Source organism: Enterococcus sp. FDAARGOS_375 (assembly GCF_002393265.1).
Taxonomy (GTDB): Bacteria; Bacillota; Bacilli; order Lactobacillales; family Enterococcaceae; genus Enterococcus_D; species Enterococcus_D innesii.
On the sequence record NZ_CP023515.1, the window covers coordinates 3,028,215 to 3,049,458 of the forward strand.

20 protein-coding genes and 1 pseudogene are annotated in these 21,244 nt (G+C 42.2%); 15 read left to right on the plus strand and 6 right to left on the minus strand.

Features of this window, described 5'->3' with window-relative positions:
- Positions 1-86 precede the first annotated feature (86 nt).
- Positions 87-590, plus strand: coding sequence for a cyclic-di-AMP-binding protein CbpB (gene cbpB / locus CO692_RS15755; RefSeq protein WP_005226181.1), 504 nt, complete (start codon positions 87-89; stop codon positions 588-590).
- 35 nt (positions 591-625) lie between these two features.
- Here cbpB and CO692_RS15760 read toward each other — a convergent pair whose 3' ends face one another.
- Positions 626-1,543 carry a mechanosensitive ion channel family protein gene (locus CO692_RS15760; protein ID WP_096742668.1) on the minus strand — a complete coding sequence of 306 codons (918 nt, stop codon included), beginning with the start codon at positions 1,541-1,543 and terminating at the stop codon, positions 626-628.
- Positions 1,544-1,690: 147 nt separating this feature from the next.
- Complete coding sequence (gene fabI / locus CO692_RS15765; protein ID WP_096742669.1) at positions 1,691-2,446, minus strand: enoyl-ACP reductase FabI; 756 nt, start codon at positions 2,444-2,446, stop codon at positions 1,691-1,693.
- Between the two features lie 203 nt (positions 2,447-2,649).
- On the opposite strand from fabI, the gene fabZ reads away from it, so the two are divergent.
- Entirely contained in the window at positions 2,650-3,090 is a 441-nt protein-coding gene (fabZ, locus tag CO692_RS15770) for a 3-hydroxyacyl-ACP dehydratase FabZ (RefSeq protein ID WP_005226178.1), read from the plus strand.
- A gap of 51 nt (positions 3,091-3,141) precedes the next feature.
- Here the strand turns inward: fabZ and CO692_RS15775 are convergent, their stop codons facing one another.
- Positions 3,142-3,891, minus strand: coding sequence for a peptidylprolyl isomerase (locus CO692_RS15775; protein ID WP_186366423.1), 750 nt, complete (start codon positions 3,889-3,891; stop codon positions 3,142-3,144).
- Between the two features lie 182 nt (positions 3,892-4,073).
- Between CO692_RS15775 and CO692_RS15780 the strand changes: the two genes are divergently transcribed.
- Both CO692_RS15780 and CO692_RS15785 read left to right on the plus strand, forming a co-directional pair.
- Positions 4,074-5,165 (plus strand): DUF871 domain-containing protein, encoded by a 1,092-nt coding sequence (locus tag CO692_RS15780; protein WP_086292419.1) that lies wholly within the window; start codon positions 4,074-4,076, stop codon positions 5,163-5,165.
- A 180-nt stretch (positions 5,166-5,345) separates the two neighbouring features.
- Positions 5,346-6,296 carry an alpha/beta hydrolase gene (locus CO692_RS15785; RefSeq protein ID WP_096742671.1) on the plus strand — a complete coding sequence of 317 codons (951 nt, stop codon included), beginning with the start codon at positions 5,346-5,348 and terminating at the stop codon, positions 6,294-6,296.
- Positions 6,297-6,348: 52 nt separating this feature from the next.
- Here CO692_RS15785 and gap read toward each other — a convergent pair whose 3' ends face one another.
- Entirely contained in the window at positions 6,349-7,359 is a 1,011-nt protein-coding gene (gene gap, locus CO692_RS15790) for a type I glyceraldehyde-3-phosphate dehydrogenase (protein WP_096742672.1), read from the minus strand.
- 248 nt (positions 7,360-7,607) lie between these two features.
- On the opposite strand from gap, the gene obgE reads away from it, so the two are divergent.
- The 8 genes and pseudogenes from obgE (at position 7,608) to CO692_RS17760 (ending at position 16,386) form a co-directional block, all read left to right on the plus strand.
- Complete coding sequence (obgE, locus tag CO692_RS15795; RefSeq protein ID WP_077453427.1) at positions 7,608-8,921, plus strand: GTPase ObgE; 1,314 nt, start codon at positions 7,608-7,610, stop codon at positions 8,919-8,921.
- A 180-nt stretch (positions 8,922-9,101) separates the two neighbouring features.
- The gene (locus CO692_RS15800) at positions 9,102-9,677 is read left to right on the plus strand and encodes a DUF456 domain-containing protein (RefSeq protein ID WP_010748409.1); all 576 of its coding nucleotides are present in this window, start codon (positions 9,102-9,104) and stop codon (positions 9,675-9,677) included.
- A gap of 72 nt (positions 9,678-9,749) precedes the next feature.
- A complete protein-coding gene (gene rnz, locus CO692_RS15805; protein WP_096742673.1) occupies positions 9,750-10,706 on the plus strand; it encodes a ribonuclease Z in 957 nt (318 codons plus the stop codon).
- Positions 10,690-11,478: an SDR family NAD(P)-dependent oxidoreductase gene (locus CO692_RS15810; RefSeq protein ID WP_096742674.1), complete on the plus strand. Its 789-nt coding sequence runs from the start codon at positions 10,690-10,692 to the stop codon at positions 11,476-11,478. Before rnz ends, CO692_RS15810 begins: the two co-directional genes overlap by 17 nt.
- A 12-nt stretch (positions 11,479-11,490) precedes the next feature.
- On the plus strand, positions 11,491-11,928 hold the full coding sequence (locus CO692_RS15815; protein ID WP_005226169.1) for a lipopolysaccharide assembly protein LapA domain-containing protein: 438 nt from the start codon (positions 11,491-11,493) through the stop codon (positions 11,926-11,928).
- A 147-nt stretch (positions 11,929-12,075) separates the two neighbouring features.
- Complete coding sequence (recJ, locus tag CO692_RS15820) at positions 12,076-14,376, plus strand: single-stranded-DNA-specific exonuclease RecJ (protein WP_096742675.1); 2,301 nt, start codon at positions 12,076-12,078, stop codon at positions 14,374-14,376.
- An 11-nt stretch (positions 14,377-14,387) separates the two neighbouring features.
- A complete protein-coding gene (locus tag CO692_RS15825; RefSeq protein WP_005226167.1) occupies positions 14,388-14,900 on the plus strand; it encodes an adenine phosphoribosyltransferase in 513 nt (170 codons plus the stop codon).
- 77 nt (positions 14,901-14,977) lie between these two features.
- Positions 14,978-16,386 (plus strand): annotated as a pseudogene (locus tag CO692_RS17760) (IS3 family transposase).
- Positions 16,387-16,505: 119 nt separating this feature from the next.
- Here CO692_RS17760 and CO692_RS15840 read toward each other — a convergent pair.
- Positions 16,506-16,718: a hypothetical protein gene (locus tag CO692_RS15840; RefSeq protein ID WP_005236082.1), complete on the minus strand. Its 213-nt coding sequence runs from the start codon at positions 16,716-16,718 to the stop codon at positions 16,506-16,508.
- 129 nt (positions 16,719-16,847) lie between these two features.
- Positions 16,848-17,468: a transcriptional repressor LexA gene (lexA, locus tag CO692_RS15845; protein ID WP_096742677.1), complete on the minus strand. Its 621-nt coding sequence runs from the start codon at positions 17,466-17,468 to the stop codon at positions 16,848-16,850.
- A 136-nt stretch (positions 17,469-17,604) separates the two neighbouring features.
- Between lexA and CO692_RS15850 the strand changes: the two genes are divergently transcribed.
- The 3 genes from CO692_RS15850 (at position 17,605) to CO692_RS15860 (ending at position 21,182) form a co-directional block, all read left to right on the plus strand.
- Positions 17,605-17,844: a DUF896 family protein gene (locus CO692_RS15850; protein WP_081118692.1), complete on the plus strand. Its 240-nt coding sequence runs from the start codon at positions 17,605-17,607 to the stop codon at positions 17,842-17,844.
- A gap of 100 nt (positions 17,845-17,944) precedes the next feature.
- Positions 17,945-19,942 carry a transketolase gene (tkt, locus tag CO692_RS15855; RefSeq protein ID WP_096742678.1) on the plus strand — a complete coding sequence of 666 codons (1,998 nt, stop codon included), beginning with the start codon at positions 17,945-17,947 and terminating at the stop codon, positions 19,940-19,942.
- 370 nt (positions 19,943-20,312) lie between these two features.
- Positions 20,313-21,182: a glucosaminidase domain-containing protein gene (locus CO692_RS15860; protein WP_081118690.1), complete on the plus strand. Its 870-nt coding sequence runs from the start codon at positions 20,313-20,315 to the stop codon at positions 21,180-21,182.
- Positions 21,183-21,244: the final 62 nt, after the last annotated feature.

Genomic DNA, 21,244 nt, shown 5'->3' on the forward strand with positions numbered 1-21,244 from the left:
ATTTCATTATAATTTTGCAGGTTTCTACTTTCTATTCTCATTTTCAAGTAAAATAGAAGAGTAGCTGTGAAACGGAGGCAATTAGATTGATAGGACAGACCGTAGAAAAAATATTACTCGAGAATCAAGAAAATTTCTTGGTACCTGCAGAGAATGTGGCATCGGTATTTTATAACCACCCTTTGAGTCACGCATTGCTTGTTTTATCAAAAGTGGGCTATTCAAAGATCCCTGTACTAGATAGTGAGGACCATTTAGTCGGCTTAATCAGCCTCTCAAACATCGTGGAACGAATGATGGATCTCACTGGCTTCAGTATGGAAAATATTGAAGGGCTGACTGTGGCAGACGTCATGGAAGTCAACGTGAATTGCATCAAGGAAAACGATGAGTTGGAAAGTATGCTGCATCTTTTAGTAGATCAAGCATTCTTGCCGATCGTTGATGATGACAATGTCTTTGTAGGGATCATCACCCGCAAAGAGATTTTAAAATCCGTCAATCATTTGGCACATGAAATTGAAAGACGCTATTTGCTGATTTCGAAAGAAGATGCCCCAAAGATGACAGATGAACTGCATGTGGTATAGAAAAAAGGTTATCCCAGTTTCGGGATAACCTTTTTTTAAATACCGACGATGGGCGCATTAGGGATCGTATAGCCTTTGGCTGTCAAAGCGTCGATCGATGCTGCTAAAAATTCCTCTTTGATTTTCCATTGCGTACCGTTGGTCACATACATGGTGGTTCGAATCGCAAAGTTGTTGTTCCCTAGATCCACCAGACCGAAGACAGTAGGGGCTGTTTGAATGTCTTCTTCGTGTTGTTGAGCGATCTGGTCATTGACTTCTTCAATGATGGCGCGTATTTCATCTAGGCCTTCAGATGGTAAGATACGTACGTCGACAACGACTTGCATATTGGCTCTTGATGTATTACTGATGGTCGTGATGTTACGATTTGGGATATAATGAACGGTTCCATCAACGGATTTTAATTGGACCGTTCGAATCCCGACTGCCGTCACCGTACCTTCAAGCGTCAGATTGGTCAAGCGGACGTAATCACCAACATTGATTTGTTGCTCGGTAATAATGAAGAAGCCAGTAATCAAGTCATTCATAAAGCCTTGGGCACCTAAACCAAGTGCGACCCCGACGACTCCGGCACCGGCTAGTAACGAGCCTACAGGTACGCCGATGGTGGAAAGGAGTGCATAGACAAAAAAGAAGCCTAATGTGTAATGAACCGTATTGCGGATCAGGGTATGGATCGTGTTGATTCGACTCACATTGAAACTGGCTTTTTTTTCATAGGAACGATAGATTCGATCGATGATCATATTGCTTATTTTCAATAAAATACCAAATAGGATACATAAAAAAAGCAACATCAATGCTTTTTGGATCAGTAAGCCAATGATCGATTCCCAGTCGATGGACGCCCACCATTTTTGTAATGCATTGAGTTGAGCAGCCGCTGGTTCGGTAATGCTGGAACCACTTGAATCGGTCGTGCTAGCTGCAAGTAGCAGTTGTTTCATAAAATCCCTCCAAGTCTTACTGCATCTATTTTAACCAAGATAAAATAGAAATGCAAAGGAGGTTTTCTGAAATACCTGTTTTTTTCAGAAAAAGCCTGCTCAGCCAACGGAGAGGCAAATAGCAGACTTTTCTATGACAATTATTGATTAAGATAAATGAACGCCTTTATCAACAAAAATCACTTCGCCGATAATCCCGCTTGATAATGGACTGATCAAGAAGGCACAAGCATTGCCGACTTCTTCGATCGTTACACCAATATGGTCAGGTGTCCGATCCTCTGACAATTGGATCAGCTTTTGATAGTCTTTTACACCTGTTACTGCTAGCGTTTTGATGGCGCCAGCTGAAATCGCATTAACACGGATCTTTTGCGGTGAAAGTTCGGCAGCTAAATAGCGGACGCTTGATTCTAAAGCAGCTTTTGCAATCCCCATCATATTGTAGTTCGGTAATGCCCGTTCGGCACCTAAGTATGAAAGGGTAACGATTCCAGCATTTTCAGCTAAGATTGGTTTGGCATATTTGGTGACTGCAATCAATGAGTAACTGCTGATATCTTGCGCTAAAGCATAACCGTCACGATTAATATTTAAAATATCGCCCGATAGATCTTCTTTATTAGCATAAGCAACGGCATGGACCACACCGTGGATCTCACCTGCATATTCTTTGATCGTTTCAAAGGCGGCAGCAATGCTTTCGTCGTTGGCGACGTCACATTCCACTACAAATTCATCAGATTCCAATAAGCGTTCTAAAGGCTTTTTCATGCGGTCGTTTTGATATGTGTAGATCACTTCGGCTCCTTGGGATTTTAGTGCTTGTGCACAGCCCCAAGCAATACTGCGTTTGTTAGCAACGCCCATGACGACAACTTTTTTACCGGTTAAAAAACTCATAATTCCACTCCTTAATAAATTCAACAATAAAATACGTATAATGACAAATAGTAAATCAAACTATCTTGATTTCTAATTATTAAGCATAATTGTTTGATTGTCAAACTATTTTTTTCTTAATAAATATTTAGTTGCGAATTTCCTTGAACTATGATACTTTGATAATCAAACTATAATAAATTCTTAAGCAAGGAAGGGACACCATGAAAAAACTATTGACTGAAACAGAAGTCATGGATTTGATTCCAAATCGCTACCCAATTATTTATATTGATTATGTTGATGAAATCGAATCTGGTAAAAAAATTATCGCAACGAAGAATGTCACCATCAACGAAGATTTTTTTCAAGGGCATTTTCCGGGAAATCCAGTGATGCCAGGTGCCTTGATTTTAGAAACATTGGCACAAGCAGGATCGATCTTAATATTGAAATCTGAGGAATTCCAAGGCAGAACGGCGTATATCGGCGGCATCAACAAAGCAAAATTCCGTCAAAAAGTTGTTCCGGGAGATACCATGAAACTTGTTTTTGAAATCACCAAAATCAAAGGTTCTGTAGGAACTGCAGATGCAGTAGCGACAGTGGATGGCAAAAAAGCTGCGGAGTGCGAGTTTACTTTTATCGTAGGCGACCAAAAATAAAAGAAAACCGCTGGAGCATCCGATAATCGGGGCTTTCAGCGGTTTTTTTATTTATTCTTTGGCTTCTTGTAAGACCTTGATCGTTTCGATCTTCACTGGCACAACCGGTTGAGAATTCTCACCATTGCCAGAGTCTTGGGTTTCTGCTTGCGCAATTTTATCGACGACATCCATGCCTTCGATCACTTGACCAAAAACGGTATAGCTACCGTCCAATCGTGGTGTTCCACCATTTTTGTAGGCTTCGATGATTTTTTCAGGATAGTGTTGGATCGCTAGACCGTCGGATACGTCTTGATCATTTTGAACGATGTAGAATTGACTGCCTTGGCTGTTTGGCGCACTTGATTTTGCCATTGCCAATGCGCCTCGCAAGTGATAAAGCTGGTTCGAGTATTCTTCGCCGAATCCTTCGCCCCATATGCTTTCTCCGCCAGTGCCATCACCATTAGGGTCGCCCCCTTGGATCATAAACTCTTCTACGACACGATGGAAAGTCAAGCCGTCATAATAACCATCTTTGGCATGGGTCAAAAAGTTTTCGACGGCTTTGGGTGCAATCTCTGGGAAAAGTTTGATTTTGATCGAGCCTTCTTCCGTCACCATTTCAACTAAAGCTTCATTCTCTTGCACATCCGTTGATAATTGCGGCAATTCTAGGGCATTCAAGTCAACGGATTCTGAGGTCGACGTGCTTTCTGCCGAATTGCTTGATGAGGGATCGGTGGTACTTGAATCTGTACAAGCAGCTAATAATAAAAGGCTAGCAGCTGCTGTCAGTGTGAATAGGATTTTTTTCATTCTTTCATTCCTTCCAGTTTTCTTAATGCTAATCATAACAAAAAAGAGACATAGAAGAAAGCGCAGATTTTGTGGAATGAGAAAGAAACAGGTGGAAAGGTGTAGACCACTTTTTAGATGTTTGCTATAATGAAAGAGGATTCATTATAATAAACGGATAGAATATACAGGAGGTTTTTTTGATGGGAAAATTAGGGATATCGATTTATCCAGAGCGCTCAACGTTTGAAAAGGACAAAGCGTATCTAGACTTGGCACACAAATACGGCTTTAAACGGGTATTTACCAGTTTGCTGCAAATCAACGATGACAAAGAAAAAGTCTTGGCAGACTTTAAACAAGTCGTGGATTATGCCAATCAGTTAGGAATGGAAGTCATGGTAGATATCAATCCTGGTTTATTTGAACAGCTAGGCATTTCTTATGATGATTTATCCTTCTTTGATGAGATGGGGGCTTACGGTGTTCGATTAGATATCGGTTTTACGGGTTCAGAAGAAGCCAAAATGACCCGCAATCCTTACGGGATCAAAATTGAGATCAATATGAGCAGTGGCACGAGCTACGTGGATAACATCATGAGTTATTCACCAAACACCGAAAATTTACTAGGTTCGCATAATTTCTACCCTCATCGCTATTCAGGGTTAGGCTATGACCATTTCGTTTTTTGTTCGGAAAAATTCCGCAAGTACAATTTAAATACGATGGCTTTTGTGAATTCACACGAGGCTGATTTCGGTCCTTGGCCAACACAAGATGGCTTATGTTCTTTGGAAGACCATCGTGATCTGCCGTTAGCTACACAAGTCAAACATTTAGTGTTGACTGGTTTGATCGATGATATCTCTATTGGTAATGCCTATGCTTCAGAAGCAGAATTGGCGGCAATGGCTGAAGCATTTCACGCGGATTATCCAACATTAAGAGTTGATGTGGTTGATGGAATCACTGAAGATGAACGCATCTGTTTGTTTGATAATCTGCATAGTTACCGAGGAGATCGTTCAGAATACATCTTGCGTTCAACGATGACCCGGATCTATTATAAAGACAAAGAATTTCCACCCCATGATACCCATGATATGGTAAGAGGAGATGTCTTGATCGATAATGCTGGCTATGGACAATACAAAGGGGAGACGCAAATCGCCTTGAAAGAAATGAAAAATGACGGCCGGGTCAATGTCGTTGGGAAAATCGCTGAAGAAGAGCTTTTCTTATTAGAATTTTTGAAACCTTGGTCAAGTTTTAAATTGGTCGAAAACAACTAGCCATTACGAGGAATCAACCATTGTCAACACCTATTGTTGGCAATGGTTTTTCTTTTTGGGCGCTTGCGATTGACAAACACGAGTAAAAAACGGTAATTTATGTAGTGGGTTCTTACCATGAGGAATGTTGAGACCATAATAATATTATGTAAACTATATACTTAAGAGGACGTGACAAGTGTGAAATTGCGCTGGAAAATTGCCATCGGAGTAGCTGTATTAGCGATTTCGGGATTAGGATATGCTGGAAACTATTTTTACGACTATGCGGTAGTTCCTTCAGAAAAAGATTTCTTGGAAGGAGATACCCCGGGTACTGATGAAAATCAGACGGGAAGCGAAGCGCAAAATTGGTTTACAGATGCAGCAAATCGTGAGATGTGGCAGCTGACTTCTGAAGATGATTTAAAATTATCCGCCATTTATCTACCGGCGGAGGAGAAGAATCAAGGAAAAACGGCGATCATCGCGCATGGCTACATGGGGAATGCAGAAACGATGGCGGACTACGCCAAGATGTATCATGATTTAGGTTATAATGTGTTGGTTCCAGACGCTCGAGGGCATGGTCAAAGCGAAGGGGATTATATTGGGTTTGGTTGGCACGAACGTAAAGACTACTTGCAATGGATCGATGAAATACTTGTAAAAAATGGTTCTGAAGAGACGATCACTTTGTATGGCATCAGTATGGGTGCGGCCACAGTGATGATGACCAGCGGAGAAGACTTACCAAAAAATGTCACTTCTATCATTGAAGATTGTGGGTATACCAACGTCAATGAAGAACTAGGCTATCAACTCGATCAATTGTTTGGGTTGCCCGCATTTCCATTGATGAATGTCACTAGCCTTGTCACAAAAATCCGAGCGGGGTATTTCTTTGGTGAAGCAGATGCAGTCAAACAACTGCAAAAAAATACGCGTCCAATCTTTTTTATTCATGGCGATGCGGATACATTTGTTCCTTATGCGATGCTGGATATTTTGTATAACGCGACCGATGCGCCTAAAGAAAAATGGGTCGTTTCAGGAGCCGAGCATGCGAAAAGCTACAAAACTGATCCAGCGCTTTACAAAGAAAAAATCGCGGCTTTCTTGGAAAAATACGATCATCCAGCAAGTGAATAAAAAAAGTGCCGGTTCTTTTTTCAGAACCGGCACTTTTTGCCTACTCATTGACTTACAAACGAGCAAATTCTTCGAGTAAACGAATCATCTGGCAAGTAAAGCCATATTCATTATCATACCAAGCGACGGTTTTCACCAATTGGAAATCGCCAGCAGTGGTCACTTCTGTTTGCGTCGGGTCAAAGATAGAACCTTGAGTGGTACCAATGACATCACCCGAGACGATCTCACGGTCATCGTAACCGAATGACGGATTATCGACGGTGTGTTTTCTGATGGCTTCATTGACTTCATCGGCGGTTACTTTGGTTTTCAAAATTGAGACTAATTCTGTTAAAGAACCATCGACGACCGGAACCCGTTGGGCGTGGCCTTGTAATTTGCCATTTAATTCTGGGATAACCAAACCGATTGCTTTGGCGGCACCCGTTGAGTGAGGGATCGTGTTGTCGGCAGCGGACCGAGCGGCTCTTAAGTTTCCGCCTTTTACAGGACCATCCAATAGCATTTGAGTAGAAGTATACGCATGAACTGTCGTCATCGTACCAACTTCGATCCCAAATTCTTCATTCAAAAAGTAGGCCATCGGAGCTAGACAGTTGGTCGTACAAGAGCCTGCGGATATGATAGTATCATCTGGTGTTAACGTGTCAGAGTTAACATTGTATACGATCGTTTTCATATTGCCGGCGGGAGCGGAAATGACCACTCGTTTGACACCTGCATCAAGATGGGCCTGGGCTTTTTCTGCGGAAGTGTAAAAACCCGTGCATTCTAAAACGATATCGACGCCATTTTCTTTTGCCCAAGGGATTTTGCTTGCGTCTGGTTCAGCGTACACACGGGTCTCTTTGCCATCGACAACGATAGCATTATCCGTTGCAGTTACAGTGCCAGGGTAAGTGCCATGGGTCGAGTCAAATTGCAACAAGTGTTCTAACATGACGGGGCTTGTTAAATCATTGATTGCCACAACTTCAATATCGGCAGAAACTTCTTTGATCCTACGAAAAGCCAAACGTCCAATTCGTCCAAAACCATTGATTCCAACTTTTACTGTCATTTCTTGTTTCCTCCTTTAATTGTGTCTGGTACACTTAAAAGTTTGCTACGATTTGATGTGACTGTCAAAGAATAACCCTTAAGAATTCACGATTTCTTATGGAAACCCATGAGAAAAGATAGACAAAAGGCGTTTCGGTCGTTACAATAAAATAGACTTTCTTATTAGAGAAATAGTAACCACTTAAGGTGAGATAACTGATAATCAAAAAGTATAGAAGGTAGTAAAAAAAGAATGGAGGACAAATAATGTCCATGTTTTTAGATCAAGTGACAATCGATGTCAAAGCAGGAAAAGGCGGCGACGGAATGGTTGCTTTTCGCCGAGAGAAATATGTCCCAGACGGCGGACCCGCAGGTGGTGACGGCGGACGTGGTGGTGATGTCATTTTAGTCGTAGACGAAGGTTTGCGTACACTAATGGATTTCCGCTTTAATCGTCATTTTAAAGCACAACCCGGGGAAAACGGCATGAGTAAAGGAATGCACGGCCGTGGCTCAGATGATACTTACATCAAAGTGCCCCAAGGCACCACCGTTCGTGATGCTGAAACAGGAGCCTTATTAGGGGATTTGATTGAGCAAGGTCAAACATTAGTGATCGCAAAAGGCGGGCGGGGCGGGCGCGGGAACATTCGGTTTGCCTCTCCGAAAAACCCAGCACCAGAATTAGCTGAGAACGGGGAACCCGGTCAAGAAAGAAAAATCGAGCTCGAATTAAAAGTCTTAGCAGATGTTGGTTTAGTTGGTTTCCCTTCGGTTGGGAAGTCCACATTACTCTCTGTGATTTCCTCTGCTCGGCCAAAAATCGGCGCGTATCATTTTACAACACTGGTGCCAAATTTAGGCATGGTAACGACCACTGATGGTCGTAGTTTTGCAGTAGCCGATCTGCCGGGCTTGATCGAAGGTGCTTCGCAAGGTGTTGGTTTAGGGACTCAGTTTTTACGTCATATCGAACGGACGCGGGTCATCTTACATGTGATCGATATGAGTGGCATGGAAGGGCGCGATCCATACGAGGACTATTTGTCCATTAACAATGAATTGTCGACCCACAACTTGCGCTTACTAGAGCGCCCACAGATCATCGTTGCCAATAAGATGGATATGCCGGATGCTGAAGAAAACTTAGCCCTTTTCAAAGAGCAGTTGGCAAAAGAAAAAACGGATGAGTTCGCGGATGAACCAATGATTTTCCCAATCTCTGGTGTCACTCGTAAGGGAATCGATGCCTTGCTGAATGCGACAGCGGATTTATTGGAAGTCACTCCTGAGTTCCTCTTGTACGATGAAGAAATCGAAGAAGATGTGGTTCATTACGGCTTCCAATCGGATGAGCCGGAGTTTTCAATCGATCGCGATCCTGATGCAACTTGGATCTTGAGCGGTGAGAAAATCGAAAAACTATTCCAAATGACGAACTTTGATCATGATGAGACCGTGATGCGCTTTGCACGTCAATTGCGTGGACTGGGTGTTGATGAAGCATTGCGTGCGCGAGGTGCCAAAGACGGCGACATCGTGCGTATTGGTAATTTTGAATTCGAGTTTGTCGAATAAGCGTTTAAAAGAACATCATTTGTAAAAAAAAATCCTTCATAGTTGAAGTGGTTATGACTGTTGATCATTGATTTTCTCTAAGAAATCAATGATCAACAGTCTTTTTGGTTTCTTTTTTCATTTAAATGATTTACTGTTAAAATAAAGAAAAGAACAAATAAACCAAAGGGAGCGATTTTTATGTCAAAACGAGTCATTGTAATGAACTTTGATGCTAGTGCCAAAGCGTATCAAGCCTTTTCGGAAGTGAAACGGATGCATATGGAACGGAAGATCAAAGGGGAACAAATGGCAGTTCTTACCCACACCAATGAAGGCGTGCATCAATTTAAAGTCGAGGACTTTCTTGATTTTACTGGGAACAATAAGACATCAACGGGTGGTTTGATCGGGATGCTCGTTGGTGTGTTAGGCGGACCTTTAGGAATCATGCTGGGCTGGTTTGGCGGCAGTATGATCGGTGCTACTCGGGATGCAAAAGAGATCCAAAATGCGCAAATGCTTTTTGAACACGTCGGAAATCAAATTGGTGTAGGTGATACCGGGTTATTATTGATCGCCGATGAAGAAGACAATCGTCCTTTGAATCAATTGATCATGAATGAATTGGGCGGCGATATCACGCGCTTTGACTACGATGAAGTGGAAGCAGAGATTGAAACAGCTAAGAAAGTCGAAGAATCCACCAAAGCACGGGTTCAAGAGGACTGGAAAAACTCTCATAATGACGCAGAAGATCGCCAATCTGAGAAATAAAAACCGCAAGCTTCAATTGCAACTTGATTTCTTTTCCGCTAAAATTGGGAAGAGATGAAAGGAAAGAAGCTTATGGAATTAGAATTTTTAGGAACAGGTGCGGGAGTGCCTGCAAAACATCGAAACGTGACCAGCATTGCGTTACGACTTTTAGATGAACGGAATGCCGTTTGGCTTTTTGATTGTGGCGAAGGAACCCAAATGCAGATTTTGCATTCTACAATTCGACCACGAAAGATTGAAAAAATCTTTATCACTCATCTTCATGGTGACCATATCTATGGGTTGCCGGGATTGATCAGCAGCCGCTCCTTTCAAGGGGGCGACACGCCTCTAGAGATTTATGGCCCAAAGGGAATCAAAGCTTACATTCAAACCGTTTTGCGGATTTCCCAGACGAAAGTCAGCTATCCATTGCATTTTTTCGAGATTGAAGAAGAAGGGATTCTTTTTAAAGATCAGCAATTTGAGGTATCTTGTCTGCCCCTTGATCACGGCATTGATAGTTTTGGCTATCGTATTGTTGAAGCAAGCCATCAAGGGGAATTGCAAGTGCAAGCATTGCTTGAACTTGGTCTGAAACCTGGTCCCGTCTTCGGACGTTTGAAAAAAGGTGAAGTAGTTACCCTCGACGATGGACGTCAAATCAATGGGGCTGATTTCTTAGGTCAAGCGAAAAAGGGTCGGATCTTGGCAATATTAGGTGATACGCGTAAATGTCAAAACGCCGTGCTTTTAGCGAAAAATGCGGATGTATTAGTGCATGAAAGTACCTTCAACAAAGAAGAAGCCAAGCTGGCTCGCGCTTATTTTCATTCGACGACACGCCAAGCTGCTGAAGTGGCCCAAGAAGCTCACGCCAAGCGTTTGCTATTGACCCATATCAGCGCGCGCTATGTTGGTAAAGATATTACAAATTTAGTAAATGAAGCAAAAGAAGTATTTCCGAATACGTTGATCGTCAAAGATTTTGATGTTGTCGAGATCCCTTTTGCCGGAGAGGAAGAATCAGATGAACTTGGAGAATAAAGTTGTCGTTGTAACAGGTGGTTCTGCCGGACTTGGAGAACAAATCTGTTATGAAGCCGCAAAACGTAGTGCGATCGTTGTGACTTGTGCTCGCAGAACAAATTTGATTGGGAAAGTCAAAGAACAATGCATGGAATTAAGCGGCAAAGAAGCGTATGCGTTTCAATTGGACGTAGCAAATCCTGAAAGCGTGGCGCGCTTATTAGAAAAAATTAGTGAGAAAGTCGGAAAGATCGATGTCTTTGTCAATAATGCCGGCTACGGGATCTTTCAAGAATTTACGGAGATGGATCCTGCGGTCATCCGTAATATGTTTGAAGTCAATGTGCTTGGGATGATGGTTTTGACTCAGCAAGTTGCGATTCAAATGGCTGAACAAAAGCATGGTCATATCATAAATGTTGCTTCAATCGCGGGTAAAATCGCTACGCCGAAGACGGCAGTCTACTCTGCAACGAAATTTGCTGTACTTGGTTTTTCTAACGCATTACGTTTAGAACTAAAACCACTGGGAATCAACGTAACAACAGTCAATCCAGGGCCGATCGAAACGGCATTCTTTGACCAAGCAGATCCTAGCGGTAGTTACTTATCATCGGTGGGTAGCCTTGTCCTTGAACCAAACAAATTGGCACAAACGATCGTCAAAGCCATGATTCATCCAAAACGAGAAATCAATCGCCCACATATTTTAGGGGCGGCTGCAAAACTTTATACACTGTTCCCTGCAATTGGGGATTATATGGCAGGAACGATGTTCAACAAAAAATAGGAGTTGAAACCCATGAAAAATCAATGGCGTGTTATTGTTGGTATTTTACTGATTTTAGTGATCGTTTTATTTGCGGTTGCAAACAATATGACTGTTCCGATCAATTTTGGCTTCACAACGATTCAATCGCCATTGATCTTAGTCATTATTGGTTCTGCTTTGTTAGGCGCATTGATTTTGTTGCTGGTTTCCACAAGCGCAATGTTCCGTCAAAAAAAAGAACTAAAACAATTGAGAAAAGAGCTCTCGGATTATCGCTCGAATAACGAGAAAGTTCTGCAAGAACAACGAGAAGCCTTGGAACGAGAATATACCAACAAGCAGGCGGAGTTAGCAGCTAGGCAGCAGCAACTCGACGATCAAGAAGCGCAACTTTCATCCCGTGCAGCAGGTGCCTCAACGCCGCCAACGATCGATGAAGAAATGAAGTCTTTTGAATCGCAAGCCTAGAATACATGAGCGTAATGAAGAAAAGAGTTTGCAGGTGCATCATTCGCTGCAAGCTCTTTTTTGTGATATGAAAAAATAAATTGTTTCTTTCGTTGTTTTTCCTTTTTGCATAAACTTTGCTATAATATCCTAGTTAGGAGTGATTTGGTGAAACGTGCAAATTTTCATTGGGTGCGTCCGCAAGATAGCGAAGCTACCCCTGAATTTAAAGAATTGATCCAAGCAAGAAAGATTCCTGAGCGGATCGGCGCATTGCTATGGCAAAGAAATATTCGAACAGCAGAAGCGCTAGACGCTTTTTTATCCACTGATTTGCAATACCTTCATGATCCGTTTCTCTTTCATGATATGGATAAAGCCGTGGAACGAATCCATGAAGCCATTTTAAATGGTGAGCAGATCTTGATTTATGGCGACTATGATGCAGATGGGATTACGAGCACCACCGTATTAAAAGAAACGCTGGAGCTGCTGGGGGCTGAGGCTGAGTATTATCTGCCCAACCGTTTTACAGATGGCTATGGTCCCAATATAACTGTCTATCAAGAAAAAATTGCCGCAGGGACACAATTGATCATCACTGTTGACAACGGAGTGTCTGGACATGAGGCGATTGCTTATGCTCAAGGACAAGGCGTCGATGTGATCGTGACGGATCACCACGAACTTCCTGCAGAACTCCCAGAAGCCTTTGCTATCGTTCATCCTCGTCATCCTGAAGGAAACTATCCGTTTGGTGATTTGGCAGGAGTCGGTGTCGCATTTAAAGTGGCGTGCGCCTTATTAGAAGAAGTGCCCGTCGAACTGCTTGATCTTGTTGCAATTGGGACGATTGCTGATATGGTTTCTTTGACAGATGAGAATCGACTACTAGTCAGCAATGGCCTGAAAATGATCCAACAAACTGATCGGCTTGGTTTGAATGAGTTGCTGACGGTCAGTGGATTGAAAAAACGAACAGTCAACGAAACCGACATTGGTTTTGCTATTGGCCCGCGCCTTAATGCGATCGGCCGCTTGGAAGACCCAAATCCTGCTGTTCGTTTGTTAACCACATTTGACGAAGAAGAAGCAGTAACCTTAGCCAAGACATTAGATACGATCAATCAGCAGCGAAAAACTTTCGTTGAAGAAATCATGAAAGAAGCGCAAGAAAAAATCGACCCTGCCAATCATGTTCATCTAGTCGTAGGTGATGACTGGCACGAAGGGGTTTTAGGAATCGTAGCCGGACGAATCATGCAAAGTACCGGACAACCTGTGATCGTTTTGACCAAAAAAGAAAATGGCTTGGCAAAAGGATCAGGAAGAAGTATTGCTGCGTTGAATCTGTTTGAAATGTTGACCACGATGAAAGACATGTTTACTAGTTTTGGCGGCCATCATGCAGCAGTTGGATTAAGTATCCCCATCGATCATTTAGATATGCTACAAGCCCAAATGAATCGCTATGTGGAAGAAAATGGAATTGATATTAGCCAAGGGATCCCCTTGACAATTGATGAAGAACTGCCATTGACAGAAGTATCGATCAATTTTATTGAATCTTTAAACGTTTTAGCGCCTTTTGGCACGGATAATCCGTTACCGAAATTTCTGTTTTCCAATCTATCGACTCAAAATGCTCGCCAGATTGGTACTGAAAACCAACACTTGAAGTTAGTGATGACAGATGAGTCCAATACACAGCTAGATGTGATTGGGTTTGGTTTTGGAAAAGACTTAGTAGAGTTTGAAAATGATCGACTGTCGATCGTCGGTCAGCTTTCAATCAATGAATGGAATGGCAACAAAAAACCGCAGTTGATGTTGGATGATTTTGCTGTGGAAGGTCTGCAGTTGTTTGATTATCGTTCGAAAAGGAGTCGGCAAGGTGTCTCTCTGGGAAATCAAACAGTAGGGGTCGTTTTCAATAAGAAAATTCCTCGAGAGCTACAAGGGTTTTGTGGACAAACGATCTTATTCGACTCAGTGGCTAACTTGAGAGACACGTTTCATGAAGCTCAATTTCAAGAAATCGCCTTTTTAGATTGTCCTACTGATCCTGCAGTGATCAAAGAAATCATCCAAACGCTTCATGCTTCAAGAATTGCGTTTGTGTTTTACTCGACCGAAGATGCTTATTTAGATGGGGTAGGCACCAGAGAGCAATATGGTCGGCTTTTTCAATTGATCAAGCAACAACCTCGTTTGGATATTCGCTACAAATTAAGGATGGTTGCTGACTATCTAAAAATTCCAGAAAAATTACTTATTTTCATGATTCAGGTGTTTTCTGAGCTGGAATTTGTTACAATACAAGATGGTGTTTTGAATAAAACGGCTGATCCTGTTTCTCGTCCGCTGACAGAGAGTCATTTGTATCAGCAACGACAAAAAATGATCAAAACAGAAGAATTTTTATTAATGAGTGATTTATCAACCCTGCGTCAGTGGTTGACAGTCTAGGAGGAAAAAAAATGGATTTAAAAGAGTATATTGCTAGTATTCCGGATTATCCCCAAGAGGGAATTATTTTTCGGGACATCTCGCCGTTAATGGCTGATGGAGAAGCGTATCGTTATGCGACACAGCAGATCGTTGAGTATGCACAAGAAAAAGGCATCGATATGGTGGTAGGACCAGAAGCCCGCGGATTTATCGTTGGTTGTCCAGTTGCGTACCAGTTGGGTGTCGGCTTTGCTCCAGTACGTAAAAAAGGCAAATTGCCACGAGAAACCATTGAAGCAGAGTATGAAAAAGAGTATGGTGTGGATGTTTTGACGTTGCATGCCGATGCTATCAAACCAGGACAACGTGTCTTGATCTGTGACGATCTACTAGCAACTGGCGGAACGATCAAAGCAACAATTGAACTCGTAGAAAAATTAGGCGGTATCGTTGTTGGCTGCGCCTTTTTGATCGAACTAATGGATTTACATGGAAGAGATAAAATCCAAGGTGTCGAAATCAAAACCTTGATGGAATATTAAAGCAGAAAAAAAGGACTCTTATGAAGCGACCCCCAAAAGTTAGACCAAAAATCTAACTTTTGGGGGTCGCTATTTGTATGGCAAAATATCCTTTTGAATTAAAACTAAAAATCGTTAAAGAATATCTTAGTGGTGTGGGTGGATATCGGCATCTTGCCAATAAATACGGTATTTCAAGCAAGTCTCAAGTAAGTGATTGGGTGAATGCCTATCGTGAATACGGAGAGGAAGGTCTATTGAGAAAGCATCAAAATCAGAAATATTCTGTTCAATTTAAGTTAAATGCGATAGAGTTATATCAAACAAGTGAGATGTCCTATCGAGAAGTTGCCAGCACTTTAGAAATGAACAACCCTGCGCTTATTGCCAATTGGATGCGTAATTTCAGAGAAGCAGGTATTGAGGGGATCTCAAAAGAGAAAGGGCGATCACTTACTTTGGCTAGAAAAAAGAGAACAAAAAGAAAATACAACAACTGAAGAACGCGATCGTATCAAGGCATTAGAAAAGCAAGTCCGATCCCTTCAAATTGAGAATGCCTTTTTAAAAGAGTTGAGGAAGCTGCGAAAACAGGAAGCCCAGCAAAGACGCAAGAATCAATCGCACGAATCATCGCCAGCCTCCGAGGATCATTCAAACTAGTTGAGCTTCTTGAAACATTGAAATTTCCTAAAGCAACCTATATGTATTGGCAGAAACGGTTTGACAGACCAAACCCAGACCAAGAAATTGAAGAAAAAATGATTGAAATTCGCAAGGAGCATAAAGACTATGGCTGTCTGCGACTAAAAAAGAATTAGAGAATCAAGGGATTCATGTCAATAAAAAGAAGATTCAACGTCTGATAAAAAAACTAGGTATCGAAGTAAAGTCTTACACTCGAAAATCTCGACGGTACAATTCTTATCGTGGGAAGGTTGGCACTGTCGCCAAAAATCGTATTCATCGTCGGTTTTATACAAATATCTGTCACCAAAAAATTACAACTGATACCACAGAGTTTAAGTATTATGAAGTAGACACCACAGGTGTCGTTCGTCAGAAAAAGCTGTATTTAGATCCTTTCATGGATTTCTACAATAGTGAAATTCTATCTTATCGGATTTCTGAAAAACCAAACGCACTAGCCATAATGGAAGGATTAGAAGAAGCAATCCAGATGACAAATGATTGTCCATTTCGTAGAACCTTCCATTCAGATCAAGGATGGGCCTATCAAATGAATGCTTATAAGAATAAATTGAAGCAGCATAAAATCTTCCAGAGTATGTCTCGTAAAGGGAATTGTTTAGATAACTCACCTATGGAAAACTTCTTTGGTTTATTAAAGCAAGAGATTTTTCATGGAGAAGTCTATCGGAGTTTAGATGAATTGAGAACAAAAATTGACCAATATATCTATTATTACAACCATAAACGCATCAAAAAGAAATTAAATTGGCGAAGTCCGGTTCAGTTTCGAGAAGCTGTAAAAACAGCTGTCTAACAGTTAATTTTATCGTACAAAAAAGGAGTGGATTTCTCCACTCCATAAAAGTCTAACTTTTTGGGGTCACTACATTACGAGTCCTTTTTTTCTGCTTTAAGGCTTATGTAGAGAAAGGATCATGGTTCATACCGATAAAAATCATGATCATGATAATAATGACGGTTACGTTTGCGCTCTGCTTGCCGGAATTTCTTTTCATCCCATAGCATGAACCAAAGCATCATTAGAGGACAAAAAATCAGAACAGCACTTAGAACGCCAAAATAGCCAATAACGATACCCATCAATAATACCCACAACATAAAACCAAATCGACGAACTGCTTTCATCTCATTCACTCCTTAAATAATACGAACTTATGTTTGTATACCTATTATACGAATGTTTGTTCGGTTTGTAAAGAGGAAAGAAAAAAAATCTTCGCAAGTACGAAGATTTCCTAGGTAGGCCGATTAGAATCAAAGCAGATGGCGATACAAACCAACAACTAATCCTAAAATCGTTACGTCAGGCAAAATGATGGGCTCTAAATAATCATTTTCTGGCTGTAATCGAATGTAATTCTTTTCTTTATAGAATCGTTTGCAAGTAGCTTCATCTTCATCTGTCATAGCGATCACGATATCACCATTTTTCGCACTTTGTTGTTTGCGAACGATCACTTGATCGCCGTCAAGGATGCCAGCATTAATCATACTTTCTCCTCGGATCGTCAACATAAACAAACTGCCGGTACTATTTGCTAAATCTGGCGGAATCGGAAAGAAATCGGATGCATCTTCCACTGCTAAAATCGGTTCTCCCGCAGTTACGACACCAAGCATCGGAATGGATGCTGGTTGAACATCGATTTTTTCAAGACCGGAAGCAGTTAATTCAATGGCTCTGGGTTTTGTAGGATCTCGTAAGATCAACCCTTTTTTTTCAAGTCGGGACAAATGGCCATGAACAGTTGAGGTAGAAGATAACTGAACGGCTTCGCCAATTTCGCGAACAGTCGGCGGATAGCCTTTTTCAGTGACACGGGTATGAATGAACTTAAGAATTTCGATTTGTCGATTTTCTGTTCGTTTTGCCAAAACTGACACCTTCTTTCATTTGATAACATTAGTGTACCATAGGTATATCGAATATTCAAACAAATGTTCGCTTTTTGCGCTATTGTTTTTATTCGCTAGTTTGTAGTAAAATCAAGAGGGAAAAGGAGGAACGAATATGCTATCTCAAGAAAAATTAGCTCGAATCAATGAACTTGCCAACAAGAAAAAAACAGAAGGATTGACCGAGGCAGAAACGAACGAACAAAAAGTTCTACGTGAAGAGTATTTAACCGCCTTTCGTGGAGGAATGCGTCACCATATCGAAGGAATGAAAATCGTTGATCCTGAAGGTTCTGATGTGACACCAGAAAAATTGAAAGAGATTCAGAAGAAAAAAGGTCTCCACGGCAGATAATTGTGAATTCCTTTTCATTGCTATTGAAATAAGCATCTGAATCACGTATAATAAGAGATGTAATAAAGGTAAAAAAAACCTAAATTAGGAGGAACTACCATTGTTTGATAAAATCGATCAATTAGGAGTGAACACCCTTCGTACATTAAGTATCGAAGCTGTACAAAAAGCCAATTCAGGACATCCAGGATTACCGATGGGGGCAGCACCCATGGCCTATGCCTTGTGGACGAAACACTTGAAAGTCAATCCAACGACTTCTCGCAACTGGGTGGATCGTGACCGCTTTGTTTTGTCTGCTGGACACGGTTCGGCGTTATTGTACAGCTTGTTGCACGTGTCTGGTTACGATGTGACCATTGAGGATCTAAAAAACTTCCGTCAATGGGATAGCCGCACGCCAGGGCATCCAGAAGTCGATCACACAGACGGCGTGGAAGCAACCACTGGACCTTTAGGACAAGGGATCGCTATGGCAGTCGGTATGGCGATGGCCGAAGCCCACTTGGCGGCAACCTACAATCGCGACAAGTATCAAGTCATTGATCACTATACCTACGCCTTATGTGGCGATGGGGACTTGATGGAAGGCGTTTCGCAAGAAGCTGCATCCATGGCGGGTCACATGAAATTAGATAAACTGATCGTCTTGTACGATTCAAATGACATCTCCCTAGATGGTCCGACCTCAAAAGCCTTTACAGAAAATGTCGGTGCGCGTTTTGAGGCGTATGGCTGGCAACATATTCTCGTTGAAGACGGCAATGATTTAGAAGCGATCTCAAAAGCAATCGACGAAGCAAAAGCTGAAAGTGACAAACCAACCTTGATCGAAATCAAGACTGTGATCGGATACGGTGCGCCAAATCAAGGCACCTCTGCCGTTCATGGTGCGCCGATCGGTGCCGAAGGCATTTCTGCAGCCAAAGCGATTTATGGCTGGGAATACCCAGAATTTACCGTACCTGACGAAGTTGCCGCGCGCTTCAAAGAAACCATGATCGATGAAGGGCAAAAAGCTGAAGCAGCTTGGAACGAAACTTTCCGTGCCTATGAAGCAGCCTACCCAGAACTTGCGGCGCAATTCAAACAAGCCTTTGCGGGTGAATTGCCAGCAGATTGGGATGCAGCATTACCAAGCTACGAAGTTGGCAGCTCACAAGCTAGCCGGGTATCCAGCAAAGAGATGATCCAAGCTTTATCCAAAGCCGTACCTAGCTTATGGGGCGGATCGGCTGACCTTTCTGGTTCCAACAACACGATGGTAGCAGCAGAAAAAGACTTTGAACCTGGCCAATACGAAGGCCGTAACATTTGGTTTGGTGTCCGAGAATTTGCGATGGCGGCAGCCATGAACGGGATCCAATTGCATGGCGGTACGCGAATCTATGGTGGAACCTTCTTTGTCTTCGTTGATTACTTGCGTCCAGCGGTGCGCTTGTCTGCGATCCAGCATGCACCTGTGATCTATGTCTTGACACATGACTCCGTGGCGGTTGGAGAAGATGGACCGACGCATGAGCCAATCGAGCAATTAGCTAGCGTCCGTTGCATGCCAAATGTCCAAGTGATTCGTCCAGCAGACGGCAATGAAACCCGTGCTGCTTGGAAACTGGCCATGACAACAACCGATAAGCCAACGGTCTTAGTCTTAAGCCGACAAAACCTACCAGTGATCGAAGGCACGCAAACTGGTGCGGATGAAAATGTCGCAAAAGGTGGCTACGTGATTTCAAAACAAGCCGGTGAAACACCAGCGGGGATTTTGATCGCCACAGGTTCTGAAGTGAATCTTGCGGTCCAAGCACAAGCTAAATTGGCAGAAGAAGGCATCGATGTATCGGTGGTCTCCTTACCAAGCTTTGATCTGTTTGAAGCCCAAAGCTCAGAATACAAAGAAAGCGTCTTGCCAAAAGCAGTGAAGAAACGGGTAGCGATCGAAGCGGCTTCCCCATTTGGTTGGGAACGTTACACTGGCTGCCATGGAAAAGTGATCGCGATCGATCATTTCGGTGCATCAGCACCTGGTGACAAGGTATTAGCAGAATTCGGCTTCAGTGTTGAGAATGTCGTGAATACCTTCAAATCAATCAACTAATTGGTCGATACAAAGAAAAAGCTGCACGTTCGAGAATCTTTTCGATTTTCGAACGTGTTTTTTTTCGAGTTATTATCACTCTGAAAGTGCCAGAGTGATGGATGTAGATTAGCAGTGGCTAAGATTTTGAAAAAAAGGTTTCATAGCAAGATACAAAGTTTTTGAATACGAAGAGGAAAGCAACAGGATAAAAGCAAATAGTTTTTTAAAAAACTCGGCGATGGATCGGAAAATGAGGAGGGGGACTGAAAAGTTTTTTTAAAGTTTTTTTAGCGATCAAAAAGGAGACATTGTTTGCATAGCTGAAAGTTTTTCCGTATAATAGTTTTATTGATTTATTTGAAAAAACGTACACTTAGTGGAGGGTAAAATGAAAAGCTATCAAACTAGAAGCGAAAGACATCATCAACCAAAGAAGTCGAGTAAAAAACCTAGCAAGAAGGCGGTCGTTTCACTAATGAGCGCCGGAATGATGTTAGCTCCAACGGCGATCTCTTTCGTTCCTCAACAAGTACAAGCTGCTGAGAACCAATATGCGACGCAAGACATCTCAGGTTTCATCGAGCAAATTGGCTGGTCAGCACAAGATGTTGCTGCCAACAATGATCTGTATGCTTCTGTGATGATCGCTCAAGCAATTTTAGAAAGCGGCTATGGTTCTTCCGCATTATCCAATGCACCTTATTACAATTTGTTTGGGGTCAAAGGCAGCTACAACGGTCAAAGTGTGTATATGCCTACCCAAGAGTATTTGAATGGTCAGTGGGTAGAAATGAATGAACCGTTTCGTCAATATAACTCTTATTGGGAATCGTTTCAGGATCATGCGAACGTCTTGCGAAGTACAAGTTTTGCGACAGGGACTGCCCATTACAGTGGTGTCTGGAAAAGCCAAACCACCTCATTTTATGATGCGACAAATTATTTGACGGGGCGCTATGCTACCGATCCAGGTTACGCACAAAAACTGAACTGGTTGATCGAAACCTATCAGCTTACACGGTTCGATACAGGAACGACACAAAGTACAGCATGGTCAAACACAACGAGCACAACGACCAGCGAAACAACGACGACCACGTATTCAGGTAGTACATCTTCAGCTCAGAGCTATCAAGTTGCTTCTGGGGATACGCTTTGGGATATCGCCAATCGATTTGGCACAACCGTTGATGCGTTGATGGCATCGAATGGATTATCCAGTGAGACAATCGTCATCGGACAAGAGTTGATCGTATAAGTATATTAAAAACCTTAGGATGGGTTGCTACAACTGCAGCTAATCTTAAGGTTTTTTTGTCG